The sequence below is a fragment of the Methylobacterium sp. J-059 genome (genome assembly GCF_022829485.1).
Taxonomy (GTDB): domain Bacteria; phylum Pseudomonadota; class Alphaproteobacteria; order Rhizobiales; family Beijerinckiaceae; genus Methylobacterium.
Window position 1 is genome coordinate 1 of the sequence record NZ_JAKSYA010000141.1, and the last position, 15553, is coordinate 15553.

The window sequence follows — 15553 nt, forward strand, 5'->3', positions numbered from 1 at the left end:
GTCGGCGGCAAGGAGACCCCGCTGCTGACCCACTTCGACCGCAACGGCTTCGGCTACACACTCAACCGCGCCACCGGCGAACTCCTCGTCGCCGAGAAGTTCGACCCGGTCGTCAACTGGGCCTCCAAGGTCGATATGGACCGGGCGTCCCCCGGCTACGGCCGGCCGATCGTCGCCGAACGCTACTCGCCCGAGCGGACCGGCGAGGACGAGACCACCACCGGCATCTGCCCCGGCGCGATCGGGGCGAAGAACCAGCAGCCGGCGGCGTTCTCGCCCGGCACGGGGCTGTTCTACGTGCCCACCAACCACATCTGCATGAGCTACGAGCCGTTCCACGTCACCTACACGACGGGCGTGCCCTATGTCGGCGCCACCGTCGGGCTGCAGCCGCCGCCGGGCGAGTCCCGCACCGGCGCGTTCGTCGCCTGGGACGGCGTCGCGGGGCGGATCGCATGGTCCCTGCCCGAGCCGTTCTCGGTCTGGTCGGGCGCCCTCGCCACCGCCGGCGGCGTGGTCTTCTACGGCACGCTCGAGGGCTACCTGAAGGCCGTCGACGCGACGACGGGCGAGGAGCTGTACAAGTTCAAGACCCCGTCGGGCATCGTCGGCAACGTGATGACCTACCGGCACGGGGGCCGTCAGTACGTGGCGGTGCTCTCGGGTGTCGGCGGCTGGGCCGGGATCGGCCTGGCCGCCGGCCTCACCGACCCGGCGGACGGCGCCGGCGCGGTCGGCGGGTACGCGGCACTGTCGGATTATACCGCGCTCGGCGGCCAGCTCACCGTCTTCGCCTTGCCCGTGCGGTGACGAGGCTGCGATACCAATCTGTGGGTGAATTTCCCACATCAAGCAGAAACATGCGCGTCGCACGATGTCGCTCCCGTTCGAGGAGCCGATCGATTCGATGCCGGATTCGCCTGCCACGCCGCGACGCCTGCGCCTGCGCGACCTTCTCGTCGCGATCGTGCTGACCGTGTGGATCGTCGCCGTGGCGCGGACCGAACGGACCGCGCAGCTGACTCCGCCGGTCGTGTCCTACGCGGCGGCCTCGCGCTGAGGCAGATCTCACAGCGTTCCGTCCGGGCGCTGCCCGATCGGCGCACCGGGCGCCGGCGCGCGGCCCAGGTCGAGACGCAAGGGTTGGCCGCCCGAAAGCCGGACCCGCGTCGGCTCCGTGCCGGTTTTCGTGTCTCCCTCCCCCGACGCCGATCCGGCCCAGGAGCTTAGTCCATAAGCGAATTTAAAATAGGAAAATAAACTGTACATTCCCGCTTTGTTCCGGTAAATGATCCTCATCGAAGGCGATTCGGATCGATGCCATGGCCAGACAACCGAGGATCGGTGAAGAGGTCCGGCAACTGAAGGGGCTTCTGGCCGGGCTCTCCCTCGACACGAAGCTGCTCCGCCTGGAGCAGGTACTCCGGCGAAAGGATTGGTCCGACCAGCCGCGCGCTCCTTTCGGTCAGCCTAACGGTGGGCAATGGATTGCCGGCGGCGGTGGGGATGGGAACGCCGTCGATCCGGACGTGCTGCGGCTGATCAAGCCGCAATGGGCACAGATGCCCGCAGCCGAGCCCACCCAGACCCGCGAGGAGACCCGTCTCGACGACGGCACCCGCATCCTCTCGATCCGCATCCGCGCCGGCCGGCGCGACTTCGACGAGCAGCACGCGGTCACCGCGCCGGACGGCGAGAGCCGGGTCTTCGAGACCCTCGGCGCGACGCAGACGATCCGCGACGGCGTCTCCGGCGAGATCCTGGGGCGCAGCACCTTCACGGCGAACGGTGCCGAGCCGGACGCGACGGTGCAGCCCGCCTTCCTGCAGGCGGTTCCGCTCGCCCTGGCAGCCGTTCGGGTCCTACGGACGCTCGAGCTCACCGGCACGCTCTTCGCGACGCTTTCGGCGCAGCGGGGTCGCTACGGCACCGTCCTCGGCACCACGGCGCACGAGTTCCGTGGCGCCGAGGACTTCGAGCACATGCCGGCGATCTGGGTCGGTCAGCTCGACCAGGCATCCCTCGACGCCGCCTGCCCGAAGACCGGTGAGATCCAGACCCAGCTCGACGCGGTCGCCACGGCGGTTCGACAAAGTGGCGCGTATCGAACGCCGCAAGCCATCGGCACCGCGATCCACGTGCTGATGGATCGTTGGGCAAAAGCCCAGAACATCGCCGATTTCAAATCGGAGCTGTCGATTCTCAAGACTGGAGGCGAAGGCTCGTATGGTCAGTCCGGCACGAGCCGCCTTGACCAGTTTCATAGCCCACAGCCGACCGTCGCCTGCGTCTACGACTACAAGACGGGGCTTCGCGGCCTCGGTTGGTCCGATTCGGTGCGTTACGCGACCAGGGCCAAGATGCTGTTCCCCAAAACGCAGCGGATCATCGTCATACAGATGCGGGAGTCGCGATGACCACCAAGAAGCAGTTGGCTCGAATTTTTCGAGACGTGCTGAAGCACAATCCGGATTGGGTCCAAGTGAATCCGTATGCGATCTGGATCCGCCCGATCCGCCATTGTATCGCGCAGATCTACATCTATCGCGGCAGGTCTGCCGATGTATTTTGGCCCAGGTTCAGTATCGCGCCCTTGTACTGGAGTGGCGCGAACTGGGATTGGAATGTCGGCAGTTTTTCCGAGGGGTTCCGACGCGAGCCCCTACCTGCCCCCTTCACGCGGGACTACTTCCTCCAGCCCGATTACGAGCGCAGGCCGGAATTTCCCCAGCTTGCCGCCTGGGCGGCCACGGTCGGGGACTTCGCGTGGGCAGATCCCGAAATCGGCCGCATCTTCACGCGCGCGGTCGAGGAGCAGGTCCTGCCGCTGCTGCGCCCGATGGCCCTCGACCACCACGCCTACCTGGACTTCTACCGAAGCCACATCGTCCCGAGCCGCGGCCTTTACGACCAGCAGCGCATGGCGATCGCGCTCGCGGAGGGCGCGCTGGACGAGGCGCGCGAGTTCCTGGGCCGGATCTGGCGGTGGTACGAGAGCGACACTTACGGCGATTACGAGCCGCCCGAGATCCTCGACTATCCCAAGCGCGGCGCGCGCACGCAGCGCGCCATCGAGGCCTGGGAGAAGGCCGGCCGCTGCACCGACTACCGGCGCTGCCGCCGCCGCATCCTCGAGATCGTCGAACCGCTCCGCACCGGCGACCGCGCGGCCATCGCGGCGATCCTTCACCGCTGGGAGGCCGAGGCGGCGCGCTTCCACCAGGCCGAGCGCTGGTGGGAGCCGACGCCGTTTCCCATCGAGGAGGGGCTGGCCTGAGCGACCGTCGATCCGACCTCACAGAGGCCCTTCCACGGTCCAGGATCGCTCCTCGAGCGATTCCCGGGTCGTCCGGCTGCTTCGGGTCGAGGCGACGCGCAGCCGGAAAACGCTTGAATTCTTCGCGTTCACCCGCTAGATCGTTCCTCATCAGTTCTGGTTGCAGTCGCGAGGCTGCGGTTCGGGAGTGGGCCCCACCGGGTCCGCTCTTTTTTATTGCCGCAAGCCCCTCTCCTGTCCTCCGGAGCGCCGCCCCATCAGCGAGCCCGATCCTGAGCGCAGTAATGTCAGAGCCGACCGCCGTCCCCTCGCCCGAGCCGTCGGCTGAGCCGACGGAGAAGCGTCTGGTCCGCGAGACCGGCGTCGCCGCGCGCGTGGCGCAGGTGATCGAGGGTCCGATCGAGGGGCTCGGCTTCCGCCTCGTGCGGGTCAAGGTGTCGAGCGCGAACGGCTGCACCGTGCAGATCATGGCCGAGCGGCCGGACGGCTCGATGTCCATCGACGAGTGCGAGACCGTAAGCCGCGCGATCTCGCCGATCCTCGACCTCGATGACCCGGTCGGCATCGCCTACTATCTCGAGATCTCCTCACCCGGCATCGACCGTCCGCTGGTCCGGGTCTCCGACTTCGCCCGCTGGGCCGGCTACGAGGCCAAGATCGAGCTCGCCGTGCCGCTCGGCGGCCGCAAGCGCTTCCGCGGGATCATCGGCGAGCCGGACGCGGCGGCGCTCACCGTCCCGGTCGACCTGCCCGACGTCAAGGAAGGCCTGCCGAGCCGGGTCTCGCTGCCGCTGCGCGACCTCGCCGATGCGCATCTGGTGCTCACGGACGAGCTCGTGCGCGAGTCGCTGCGGCGCGGCGGAGGCCCGGTGCAGGACCTCGACGAGGCGCTCGACGACGACGAGGCGGAAGACGCCCCGGCCCTTCCGCCGGCGCCGTTCCCGAAGCGGCAGAAGGCTTCCGCCAAGCCCAAGGCGGCCAAGCCGAAGCCCGCTTCGGACGCGCCCAAGAAGCCCGTGACCACCAAGGCGGCCCGCCTGAAGGACCGCGACTCGCTTCACTAGAGCATCGCCGCCCGCCCCGCTTGCAAAGCGGCGACCGGGGCGGCACCCCAAGAGAAGGACCGACACAGATGGCCGTCGTCAGCGCCAACCGGCTCGAACTCCTGCAGATCGCCGACGCGGTCGCCCGCGAGAAGGTGATCGATCGCTCCATCGTGATCGACGCGATGGAGGAGGCGATCGCCAAGGCGGCCCGCTCGCGCTACGGCGCCGAGACCGACGTGCACGCCGAGATCGACAACAAGACCGGGGCGCTGCGGCTCTCCCGCCACCTCCTCGTGGTCGACCTCGTCGAGAACGACGCCCGCGAGATCACCCTCGACCAGGCCCGGCGCTACAATCCCGGCGCGCTCGTCGGCGACGTGATCTCCGACACCCTGCCGCCGTTCGATTTCGGCCGCGTGGCGGCCCAGTCGGCCAAGCAGGTCATCGTCCAGAAGGTGCGCGACGCCGAGCGGGACCGCCAGTTCGACGAGTACAAGGACCGCATCGGCGAGATCGTGAACGGCCTCGTCAAGCGCGTCGAGTACGGCAACGTCATCGTCGACCTCGGCCGCGGCGAGGGCATCGTCCGGCGCGACGAGATGATCCCGCGCGAGACCTTCCGCCCCGGCGACCGCATCCGCTCGTACCTGTTCGACGTGCGCCGCGAGGTGCGCGGCCCGCAGATCTTCCTGTCGCGCTCGCATCCGCAGTTCATGGCGAAGCTCTTCGGCCAGGAAGTGCCGGAGATCTACGACGGCATCGTCGAGGTGAAGGCGGTCGCCCGCGATCCGGGCTCGCGCGCCAAGATCGCGGTGATCTCGCGCGACGGCTCGATCGATCCGGTCGGCGCCTGCGTCGGCATGCGCGGCTCGCGCGTCCAGGCGGTGGTCGGCGAGCTCCAGGGCGAGAAGATCGACATCATCCCGTGGTCGGAGGACCAGGCGACCTTCATCGTCAACGCGCTGCAGCCGGCCGAGGTCGTCAAGGTGGTGCTCGACGAGGAGGCCGACCGCATCGAGGTCGTGGTGCCCGACGACCAGCTCTCGCTCGCCATCGGCCGCCGCGGCCAGAACGTGCGCCTGGCCTCGCAGCTCACCGGCTGGGACATCGACATCCTGACCGAGGCCGAGGAGAGCGAGCGCCGCCAGAAGGAGTTCGCCGAGCGCACCACCGTGTTCATGGGTGCGCTCGACGTCGACGAGACCGTCGGCCAGCTGCTCGCGGCGGAAGGCTTCCGCAACGTCGAGGAGATCGCCTACGTCGACATCCAAGAGCTGTCCTCGATCCAGGGCCTCGACGAGGAGACCGGCGCCGAGATCCAGGCCCGCGCCCAGGATCACCTCGCCCGGATCGAGCAGGAGCACGACGACCGCCGCACCGAGCTCGGCGTGCAGGACGAGCTGCGCGAGATCGACGGCCTGACCACGCCGATGCTGGTCTCGCTCGGCGAGAACGACGTGAAGACGATCGAGGATCTGGCCGGCTGCGCCACCGACGACCTCGTCGGCTACACCGAGGGCCGCGGGCCGGAGGCCAAGCGCCACGCCGGCTACCTCGACGGCTTCGAGGTCTCGCGCGCCGAGGCCGAGGCCATGATCATGGCCGCCCGCCTTCGCGCCGGCTGGATCGAGGCGCTGCCCGAGCCCGAGGCGACCGAGGACGCGGCGGAGTCCGCCGAGGCCGAGGCCAACTGACGACGCGAGGTCGGGCGATGATTCAGGCCGCTCAGCCGCCGGCTGACGAGGGCGTCGAGGACGTCGTCCTCGATGCCGGGCCGAATCGTGGCCGACAGGGCGCGCTGCGCACCTGCATCGTCACGCGCACCGCGCAGGCGCCCGACGCGATGATCCGCTTCGTCCTCGGGCCGGACGGCGCCGTCGTGCCGGACCTGCGCGCCCGGCTTCCCGGCCGCGGCGCCTGGGTCAGCGCGCGCCGCGAGGACGTCGCGACGGCCGTGAGGAAGCGGGCGTTCAACCGGGCGTTCAAGACGCAAGGCGCGACAGCCTCCGCCGACCTGCCCGACCGGATCGCCGAGGGGTTGCGGGCCGACCTGCGGCAGGCGATCGCGCTGGCCAACAAGGCCGGCTGCATCGTGACCGGCTTCACCAAGGTCGAGGCGGCGATCGGCGCGCAGCCGCGCGTCGCTGCCGTGATCCATGCGTCGGACGCCGCGCCCGACGGTCGCCGCAAGATCGCGGCGGCATTGCACCGGCGGCACGGCGATGCCATATCCCGCATACCGATCGTTGACGACTTGTCCGAAGACGAATTGGACATGGCCTTGGGTCGGGATCATGTGATACACGCTGCGCTCGTCGCAGGAGTCGGGGCCGCCGGCTGCCTGGCGCGTTGGCGTCGGCTACGCTCCTTCGAGGGCGTCGCCGCGGCGATCGAGGAGCGCGGATCCGCCGGATACGGCGGGGATGCTCCCCCTCTGCAAGACGATGCCGTGACGGATCAGGCCGGCGCTCCGCGGGTTGCCGGTTCACGCGACGATGGAAACCCTCAGGGTTCAGGCTGAATGAGCGATACGAATAATCCGGGCGACAAGACTCTGAGCAAGACTCCTGCGAAGCCGCTTTCCTTGAAGCGCCCGATCGAACAGGGGACCGTGCGCCAGAGCTTCTCCCACGGCCGCTCCAAGCAGGTCGTGGTCGAGACGGTGAAGCGCCGCGTGATCGGCGCGGCGCCGGCGCCCGTCGCCCCCATCGCGGCCCCGACACGGGTCGCCCCGCCTCCGCCGCCGGTCGCCCCGCGCCCGGCGCAGCGGTCCGCGTCCGGCGTCGTGCTGCGCACGCTGAGCGAGCAGGAAAGCTCGGCGCGCGCCGCAGCGCTCGCCGACGCGCAGCGCCGCGAGCAGGAAGCCCGCCGCCAGGCCGAGGCCGCCGCCGAGGCGCAGCGCGCCCAGGCCGCAGCCGAGGAGCGCGAGCGCGAGGCTGCCGCCGCCGCCAAGCGCGCCGAGGAGGCGCGTCGCCAGGAGGAGGAGAAGCAGCGCGCCGCCGAAGCCGCTGCCGCCGCCGAGGCACGTGCCGCCGCCGAGGCGGCGCCGGCCAAGGCGCCCGAGCCTGCCGCCGCGCCGGCGCAAGCTTCCGATCAGGTCGCCGCGCCTGCGGCCGCTCCGGTCGCCGCCGCGCCCGCGGCCGCCAAGCCCGCACCGGCTCCGCGTCCGGCCGCGGCTGCGACGCCTGCCGCTCCGCAGGCGGCGCGTCCCGCCGCCGGGGCCGCGCGTCCTGCGCCGGCCGCCGCACGGCCACCGCTGACCGCGCGTCCGACCCCGGCCGAGCCGCGCAAGACCATCACCGCGGACGTGCGCAAGCCGCAGAACCTGAACTTCATGGCGCGCCCCGCCCCGGCGCCCGAGCCCGAGAAGAGCGCGAGCCCGACCACCGCGGCACGGCCCGCGGGGACCGCTGCGCGTCCGGCCGGCCGCCCGGCGGCGAACGAGGACGAGAGCGAGACCAAGCGCGTCATCCGCCGTCCCGGCATGCCGCTGAAGATCATCACGCCGCCGAAGACGCCCAAGCAGCCCGGCGGCGACCGCAACCGCGGCCGCCTAACCATCGCGACAGCGACGTCCGGCGAGGACGAGCGCACCCGCTCGATCGCCTCCTTCCGCCGTCGCCAGCAGCGCATGAGCGGAAGCCGGCAGGTCGAGCAGAAGGAGAAGCTGTCGCGTGAGGTGACGATCCCGGAGACGATCACGATCCAGGAGCTCGCCAACCGCATGTCGGAGCGGGCGGTCGACGTGATCCGCCTGCTGATGAAGCAGGGCGAGATCCACAAGATCACCGACGTGATCGACTCGGATTCGGCGCAGCTCATCGCCGAGGAGATGGGTCACACCGTGCGCCGCGTCGCCGAGTCGGACGTGGAAGAGGGCCTGACCTCCGACGAGCCGGATCTCGACGAGGATCTCGATCCCCGTCCTCCGGTCGTCACGATCATGGGCCACGTCGACCACGGCAAGACGTCGCTCCTCGACGCGATCCGCAAGGAGAACGTGGTCGAGGGCGAGGCTGGCGGCATCACCCAGCACATCGGCGCCTACCAGGTCGCGTCGCCGTCGGGCGACATGATCACCTTCATCGACACCCCCGGCCACGCAGCCTTCACCTCCATGCGCGCCCGCGGCGCCAAGGTGACGGACATCGTCGTGCTCGTGGTGGCGGCCGACGACGGCGTGATGCCCCAGACGATCGAGGCGATCCAGCACGCCAAGGCGGCGGGCGTTCCGCTGATCCTGGCGATCAACAAGATTGACAAGCCCGAGGCGAACCCGCAGCGGGTCCGCACCGAGCTGCTCCAGCACGACATCCAGGTCGAGTCGATGGGCGGCGAGACGCTGGAGTTCGAGGTTTCGGCCAAGACCGGCGACGGCCTGCCCGACCTGCTCGAGGGCCTGCAGCTGCAGGCCGAGATCATGAACCTGCGCGCCAACGAGAAGCGCGACGGCGAGGGCACGGTCATCGAGGCCAAGCTCGATCGCGGCCGCGGCCCCGTCGCGACCGTGCTCGTGCAGCGCGGCACCCTGTTCACCGGCGACATCGTCGTCGCCGGCGCCGAATGGGGCCGCGTCCGCGCGCTCATCGACGACCAGGGCGAGAACATCCAGTACGCGGGACCGTCGGTCCCGGTGGAGGTCCTCGGCTTCAACGGCACGCCGGATGCCGGCGACCGCGTGATCGTGGTGCCGAGCGAGGCCCGCGCCCGCGAGGTCACGGAGTATCGTGCCCGGACGAAGCGCGAGCGCCAGAACGCCCGCACCGGCGGCGCCAACCGCTCGCTCGTCGACATGATGCGCGACCTGAAGGAAGGCGCCGGCCGCAAGGAGCTGCCCGTCATCATCAAGGGCGACGTGCAGGGCTCGGTCGAGGCGATCTCGGGCGCGTTGGAGAAGCTCGGCAACGACGAGGTCTCGGCCCGGATCCTGCTCGCCGGCGTCGGCGGCATCACCGAGTCGGACGTGACCCTCGCGACCGCCTCTAAGGCGGTGGTGATCGGCTTCAACATCCGTGCCCACAAGGAAGCGCGGGAGCTCGCCGAGCGCAACGACGTCGAGATCCGCTACTACAACATCATCTACGACCTCGTGGACGACATCAAAGCGACCCTGTCGGGCATGCTGCCTCCGACGCTCCGCGAGGAGCGCCTGGGCGAAGCCTTCATCCAGGAGATCTTCGAGGTCTCGAAGGTCGGCAAGGTCGCCGGTTGCCGCGTCTCCGACGGCGTGGTCCAGCGCGGCGCCCATGTCCGCCTGATCCGCGACAGCGTGGTGATCCACGAGGGCAAGCTCTCGACCCTGAAGCGCTTCAAGGACGACGTGAAGGAAGTCACGTCGGGCCAGGATTGCGGCATGGCGTTCGAGAACTTCGAGAACATGCGCGCCGGCGACACCATCGAGTGCTACCGGGTCGAAGAGATCCGCCGCACGCTCTGATCGCGTTCGACAGCGCATCGACACGGCGGCCGCGGCTCCTGCCGCGGCCGTCTTTTTTCGTACTCCAGTCCTGCCTCGTCTGCTCGACGACCCGGTGCCGGACCGCAGAAGACCATGGCTCAGAAACCCAACCCGAACGGCCCCACCCAGCGCCAGCAGCGCGTCGCCGAGCTCGTGCGCCACGCGCTGGCCGAGGTGCTCCAGCGCGGCGACATCCAGGATCCGGTCCTCGGCACCCACGTGGTGACCGTGCCGGAAGTTCGGATGTCGCCCGACCTCAAGCTCGCCACCGCCTACGTGATGCCGCTCGGCGGCATGGACGAGGCGCCGGTGATCGCCGCGCTCGAGCGCAACCGCAAGGCGCTCCGGCAGGAGGTGGCCCGGCGGGTGAACCTCAAATTCGCCCCCGAGCTGCGCTTCCTGCGCGACGACACGTTCGACGAGGCCGCGCGGATCGACGCGCTGCTGCGCAACGAGCGCGTCCAGCGCGACCTCGACAAGGGAGCGCCGGACGAGGACGACGCGGAGGTCGGCGGGGGGCGCTCGTGAGGGCCGGCCCCGACCCGATCGAAGACGCCATCGCGGCGCGGCACCGGCAGGAGGGCGCGCACCGATCCAGATTCCGTTTCGCCGATTGACGTAAAAAAGCATGATGCCGACCGAGGTTTCCATGAACGACGTCCCGACCTCCGAGCATCCGGTCTCCGCGCCCGAGATGCCGTCTTCGGGCGAGCGCCGCAGCGAGGAGGGCCGTCGCCCGTCCCGCGGCGGTCCGCGGCCCGACCGGCCGAAGAAGCGCGACGTGTCGGGCTGGGTCATCCTCGACAAGGGCGTCGGCATGACCTCGACGCACGCGGTCGCGGTGGTGAAGCGCGCCTTCAACGCCAAGAAGGCGGGGCATGCCGGCACCCTCGATCCGCTGGCATCCGGGATCCTGCCGATCGCGCTCGGCGAGGCCACCAAGACCGTCCCCTTCGTGATGGACGGCCGCAAGGCCTACCGCTTCACCGTGAGCTGGGGCATCGAGACCGACACCGACGACGCCGAGGGCCGCCCGGTGGCGACGAGCGAGGACCGCCCGACCCGCGCGGCGGTCGAGGCCGCCCTGCCGAGCTTCGTCGGCGCGATCGAGCAGGTGCCGCCGCGCTACTCGGCGATCAAGATCCAGGGCGAGCGCGCCTACGACCTCGCCCGCGACGGCGAGGTGGTCGAGCTGGTGGCGCGTCCCGTCCAGATTGATCGCCTCGCGGTGGTCGAGCACGAGACCGACCGCACGGTGATCGAGGCCGAGTGCGGCAAGGGCACCTACGTCCGGGCGCTCGCGCGCGACCTCGGGCGCATGCTCGGCTGCCGCGGCCACGTCTCGGCCCTGCGCCGCACCCGGGTCGGGCCGTTCGCGGAGGCCGATTCCTGCAACGTCGCCGGGCTCGACGCCGCCGGGCCCGAGGGCAGCCTCGCCCACCTGATGCCGGTCGAGACCGCCCTCGACGCGATCCCCTCCGTCTCGGTCTCGCGCGACATGGCGATGCGCCTGATGCGCGGCCAGTCGGTGATCCTGCGCGGCCGCGACGCGCCGGTCGAGGGCAAGATCTTCGCGACCTGCGGCGGCATCCTCGTCGCGGTGGGCGACGTCGAGCGCGGCGAGCTGGTGCCCCACCGGGTGTTCCACCTCGGCGGAACGGCCGCCGGCCGGGCATCCTGACGTCGATGGCGTGAACGGGCCTTCTTTCCTCCCCCGCAGAGGGGGAGGGAAATGCGCAGGTCGGAACTCTCCTGGAGCTACTCTCCGCGGTCCACCTTCGCCGCCGCGCGGTCCCGCCGGATGCCGCGCCTGAGCGCGACGAGCTGCCAGATCGCCAGCCCGAGGGCGAGCGCGAAGACCAGCCCGATGTCGAAGGCGGCGAAGAGCGGGTCGCTCACGCCGGCTCGCGCCCCGTCGCCTCACGCTCGCGCAACGCCTCAATCATCTCGAGCACCCGCACCGCCTGGCCCGGGATGTCCCACCAGGGGCGGGCCAAGGGCGTGCGCGTCGGCACGGCCTCGATGAGATAGGCGGTCTCGGGCAGGCTCGGCGCGTCGCGCTCGGTGCCGCCACCGAGCGGCAGCGCGGCGCGGGCGAGCAGCTGCAGCTTGCGCCCCGCCCCGACGCGGGCGCGCCGGGTGACGCTGTCGAACCCGTTCCGGACGATCTCCGTACCGATCTCGGCATAGATCAGGCGCGCGGCCCGGATCGCCGGACGGCAGGCGAGCGGCAGGCCGCCAATGCCGGCCTCCGAGCGGGCGTAGAGCACGTCCGCGGCGGCGAGCAGCCGGGCGACCACGTCGCGCAGCGCGTCCGTCGCGACCGGCTCGGCCAGGAACGCGTCCGGATCGATGCCGGCCTCGTCGAGCCAGTCGAGCGGCAGGTAGAGGCGGCCGGCCCGCGCATCCTCGCCGACGTCGCGGGCGATGTTGGTGAGCTGCATCGCCACGCCGAGGTCGCAGGCCCGCGCCAGCACGTCGGCATCGCGCACGCCCATGATCAGCGTCATCGTCGCGCCGACGGAGGCCGCGACGCGGGCGGCGTAGGCGCAGAGCGCGCTCAAGGTCGCGTAGCGCCGCCCTTCGGAGTCCCAGGCGAGGCCTTCGAGCAACGCCGCCGGCAGCGCCTGCGGGATCGCGTGGTCGGCGACGACGTCGGCGAGCGCCCGGTCGGCGGCATCGTCGGCGGGGTGGCCGGCATGGATGCGCGCGAGCCGTGCATCGAGCCGAAGCACCGCCCCGGGCGCCGCGCCGGCCTCCGCGTCGTCGACGAGATCGTCCGACAACCGGCAGAAGGCGTAGAGCCCGTAGGCCGCGCGCCGGACGCGCGGCGGCAGCAGGTGTGCGGCGGCGTAGAAGCTGCGCGACCCCGCCCGGATCGCGGCGCGGCAGGCGGCGTGGTCGGCCTCCGACGCGTGCGACGAGGCCGGGCGCAGGGCGGCCAGGAACGCGGCCGGAAGCGACTCAGGCGAAGACGCGCGCATCGGGAACCACCGTATCGAGGACGCGGGCCGTGGACAGGACGCCGGGCAGGCCGGCGCCGGGATGGGTTCCGGCGCCGACGAGGAACAGGTTGCGCACGTCTTCCGAGGCGTTGTGCGGACGGAACCACGCCGACTGCGTCAGCACCGGCTCCAGCCCGAAGCCGGAGCCGCGGAAGCTCAGGAAATCGTCGCGGAAATCCTGCGGCGTCGTCACCTTCGAGGTGACGATCTCGGCCGAGAGGCCCGGCAGCACGGTCGCCTCGAGGGACGCCTCGATGCGGCGGCGGTAGGGCTCGGCGAGCGCCGCCCAATCCTGGCCGCCGGCGAGGTTCGGCACCGGCGAGAGCACGTAGAACGCGTCGCATCCCGGCGGCGCCAGCATCGGGTCGGTCTCGGTCGGCCGGTGGAGATAGAGCGAGAAGTCGTCGGCGAGGTGCTTCCTGCGGAAGATGTCGTCGATCAGCGCGCGGTAGCGCGGCCCCATCAGGATGGTGTGGTGGGCGACGTCCGGATATTTCCGCTTCGTTCCGAAGTACCAGACGAACAGGCCCATGGAGGAATGGGCCTTGTCGACCTTGCGATCGGTCCAGCGCCGTCTGGCCGATGCCGGGACCAGATTGCGGTAGGTGTGGGCGGAATCGGCGTTCGAGACGACGATGTCGGCGGCGATCGTCGTGCCGTCGGCCAGGCGCACGCCGGTGGCCGCGCCGCGGGCGACGGTGATCTCGGCGACCTCCGCGTCGCAGCGCAGGGTGCCCCCCTGCCCCGCGATCAGGCCGACGAGGCCGTCGACGAGGCGGCCGGTGCCGCCCATGGCGAAGTGCACGCCCCAGCGCCGCTCGAGATGGGCGATCAGGCAGTAGATCGCGCTCGCCCGGAACGGGCTGCCGCCGATCAGCAGCGGGTGGAAGCTGAAGATGGTCCGCAGGCGCTCGTCGCGGATGTACTTCGCCACCACGTCGTAGACGCTGCGGTGGCCGCCGAGCCGCACGAGGTCCAGCGCGATCCGCAGCATGTCCCGGATCCGGCCGAAGGGCACGTGGCCGAGCTCTTCGAAGCCGACGCGGAAGATGGCCTCGCTCTGCGCCATGAAGCGCTCGTAGCCGGCGACGTCGGCGGGCGAGAACTTGGCGACCTCCGCCCGCATGGCGGCCAGGTCGCCGGAATAGTCGAAGGTGGCGCCGTCGTCGAACCGGATGCGGTAGTAGGGCCGCATCGGCACCAGGGTGACGTCGTCCGCCATGCGGCGCCCGCACAGCGTCCAGAGTTCCTCGAACAGGAACGGCGCGGTGACGATGGTCGGGCCGGCATCGAAGGTGAAGCCGTCCTGCCGGTGGACGCGGGCCCGGCCGCCCGGCTTGTCGAGCCGTTCCAGCACCGTGACCCGGTAGCCGCGGGCACCGAGGCGGATCGCGGCGGCGAGCCCGCCGAAGCCGCTGCCCACGACGACGGCGTGGGGCCGGCGATCCGCATGTGTCAACGGTACCGACGCATCGAGTGTCAACATGGTTTGACACTAAGGTCGATTGCCGACCTCAGGCAAGGGCCTTTCTGAGGCTCAGGCGGACCGCGGCGCCTCGGCTGCGGTCAGGGCGTCGAACTCCGCGAGGATCGCCGTGGCGACGCGCTCGGGCGCTTCCTCGTGCGCGAGGTGGCCGAGGCCGCGCATCAGCTCGACGCGGGCATCGGGCAGGCGGTCTCGCACCGCGAAGGCGGTGTCGGGCGCGATCGCCTTGTCGTCGGAGCCGACGACGAGCAGCGTGCGGACGCCGAGCCGCGGCAGCGCGCGTTCAAGGGCGTCGAGGTTCCAGTTCGCCATCATGCCGAGCGCTCCGGCGACGTGGGCGGGCTTCCGGAACAGGCGGCGATAGAGGTCGAGCCCGACGGGGTCGAGGCGCGAGCCGGTGCCCTGGATCAGCCGCTGCACCGCGGTGCGGTCCGCCGTCCAGGCGAAGATCTTCGGCGTCATCCGGTTCAGGAACAGCATCCGCGCCATGCTTGGGAACAGGATCGAGGCAAGACCTGGGAACGGCTTGAGGGCGCCGTTCAGTGCCACCAGAAGCCTCGGCGACAGCCGCGCGTCGAGGCAGGTCCGGGCCAGGATCGCGGCGCCCGCCGAATGGCCGACCGCCACGACCGGCCTCACGCCGAGCTGCGTCGTCAGGTCGGCCAGGGCGGACGCCATGCCGGGAAGCGACAGGCGCCCGGCCGGCAGCGGATCGGTGAAGCCGTGTCCGGGCAGGTCCGGCGCGATCACGCGGAAGCGCCCGGCCAAGGCCGGCATCAGCCCGCGCCAGGAATGCGTCGCCGCGCCCGTCCCGTGGACGAGGAGCAGCACGGGGGCGTCGGCCGGCCCCATCGCCTGCACGTGCCAGCGCAGGCCGGAAGCCTCGACGAAACGGCTGGCGTCGCGATGCGGCCAGTCGCGCCCGTCGCGCTCCCAGTCCGGGCGGTCCTCGGACATGCGTGTCATGGTTTCCTGAAGGACCTGGTTTCCTGAAGGACCTGCCGATGCGAGCCGTCACGCCGCCGCGCCCGCCGCCCGCACCGCGGCGCTGAGCTTGCGGGCGTCGGCCTGCGGCAACGGGAGATAGCGGGCGCCCATCGCCTCGGCCAGGGCGCGGGCCGAATCCTGCGGGCGCGGCGCGGTGTCGATCAGGATCGCGGAGAACGCCGCCGCGCGGAAGCGCCGGGCCGCGGCGAGCGCGTCCTCGGCGGCCGGCGGCCGGCCCGGAGATTGGGAGGGGGTCGTGTATGGGAAGAGTGTGTAAGTGAGTGTCTCTCGTGG

14 protein-coding genes and 1 pseudogene are annotated in these 15553 nt (G+C 71.0%); 10 read left to right on the forward strand and 5 right to left on the reverse strand.

The window, feature by feature from the left end; all coding sequences use genetic code 11:
• From MKK55_RS20805 to truB, 10 genes are all read left to right on the forward strand, one after another.
• The coding region (locus MKK55_RS20805; RefSeq protein WP_243937440.1) for a PQQ-binding-like beta-propeller repeat protein at positions 1-810 on the forward strand (810 nt) is incomplete at its 5' end.
• Between the two features lie 97 nt (positions 811-907).
• Positions 908-1060 carry a hypothetical protein gene (locus MKK55_RS20810; RefSeq protein WP_243931665.1) on the forward strand — a complete coding sequence of 51 codons (153 nt, stop codon included), beginning with the start codon at positions 908-910 and terminating at the stop codon, positions 1058-1060.
• Between the two features lie 262 nt (positions 1061-1322).
• Positions 1323-2417 carry a hypothetical protein gene (locus MKK55_RS20815; RefSeq protein WP_243937441.1) on the forward strand — a complete coding sequence of 365 codons (1095 nt, stop codon included), beginning with the start codon at positions 1323-1325 and terminating at the stop codon, positions 2415-2417.
• Entirely contained in the window at positions 2414-3277 is an 864-nt protein-coding gene (locus MKK55_RS20820; protein WP_243937443.1) for a hypothetical protein, read from the forward strand. The genes MKK55_RS20815 and MKK55_RS20820 overlap by 4 nt, the downstream gene beginning before the upstream one ends.
• Before the next feature lie 284 nt (positions 3278-3561).
• A complete protein-coding gene (gene rimP / locus MKK55_RS20825) occupies positions 3562-4341 on the forward strand; it encodes a ribosome maturation factor RimP (protein WP_147728246.1) in 780 nt (259 codons plus the stop codon).
• Between the two features lie 68 nt (positions 4342-4409).
• Positions 4410-6017 (forward strand): transcription termination factor NusA, encoded by a 1608-nt coding sequence (gene nusA, locus MKK55_RS20830; RefSeq protein WP_243937444.1) that lies wholly within the window; start codon positions 4410-4412, stop codon positions 6015-6017.
• Between the two features lie 17 nt (positions 6018-6034).
• A complete protein-coding gene (locus tag MKK55_RS20835) occupies positions 6035-6844 on the forward strand; it encodes an RNA-binding protein (protein ID WP_243937445.1) in 810 nt (269 codons plus the stop codon).
• A complete protein-coding gene (infB, locus tag MKK55_RS20840) occupies positions 6845-9760 on the forward strand; it encodes a translation initiation factor IF-2 (RefSeq protein WP_243937446.1) in 2916 nt (971 codons plus the stop codon). It begins immediately after the preceding gene.
• 114 nt (positions 9761-9874) lie between these two features.
• The gene (gene rbfA / locus MKK55_RS20845; protein ID WP_243937447.1) at positions 9875-10309 is read left to right on the forward strand and encodes a 30S ribosome-binding factor RbfA; all 435 of its coding nucleotides are present in this window, start codon (positions 9875-9877) and stop codon (positions 10307-10309) included.
• Between the two features lie 121 nt (positions 10310-10430).
• Positions 10431-11462, forward strand: coding sequence for a tRNA pseudouridine(55) synthase TruB (truB, locus tag MKK55_RS20850; protein ID WP_147728626.1), 1032 nt, complete (start codon positions 10431-10433; stop codon positions 11460-11462).
• Positions 11463-11539: 77 nt separating this feature from the next.
• Here truB and MKK55_RS20855 read toward each other — a convergent pair whose 3' ends face one another.
• The 5 genes and pseudogenes from MKK55_RS20855 to MKK55_RS20875 all read right to left on the reverse strand — a co-directional run.
• Positions 11540-11680: a hypothetical protein gene (locus MKK55_RS20855; protein WP_187274966.1), complete on the reverse strand. Its 141-nt coding sequence runs from the start codon at positions 11678-11680 to the stop codon at positions 11540-11542.
• A complete protein-coding gene (locus MKK55_RS20860) occupies positions 11677-12765 on the reverse strand; it encodes a phytoene/squalene synthase family protein (protein WP_243937448.1) in 1089 nt (362 codons plus the stop codon). The genes MKK55_RS20855 and MKK55_RS20860 overlap by 4 nt, the downstream gene beginning before the upstream one ends.
• A complete protein-coding gene (locus tag MKK55_RS20865; RefSeq protein ID WP_243937450.1) occupies positions 12746-14272 on the reverse strand; it encodes a phytoene desaturase in 1527 nt (508 codons plus the stop codon). The genes MKK55_RS20860 and MKK55_RS20865 overlap by 20 nt, the downstream gene beginning before the upstream one ends.
• Before the next feature lie 51 nt (positions 14273-14323).
• Complete coding sequence (gene bchO / locus MKK55_RS20870) at positions 14324-15238, reverse strand: alpha/beta fold hydrolase BchO (RefSeq protein ID WP_243937452.1); 915 nt, start codon at positions 15236-15238, stop codon at positions 14324-14326.
• 48 nt (positions 15239-15286) lie between these two features.
• Positions 15287-15553, reverse strand: a pseudogene (locus tag MKK55_RS20875) (hypothetical protein); the annotation flags it as partial.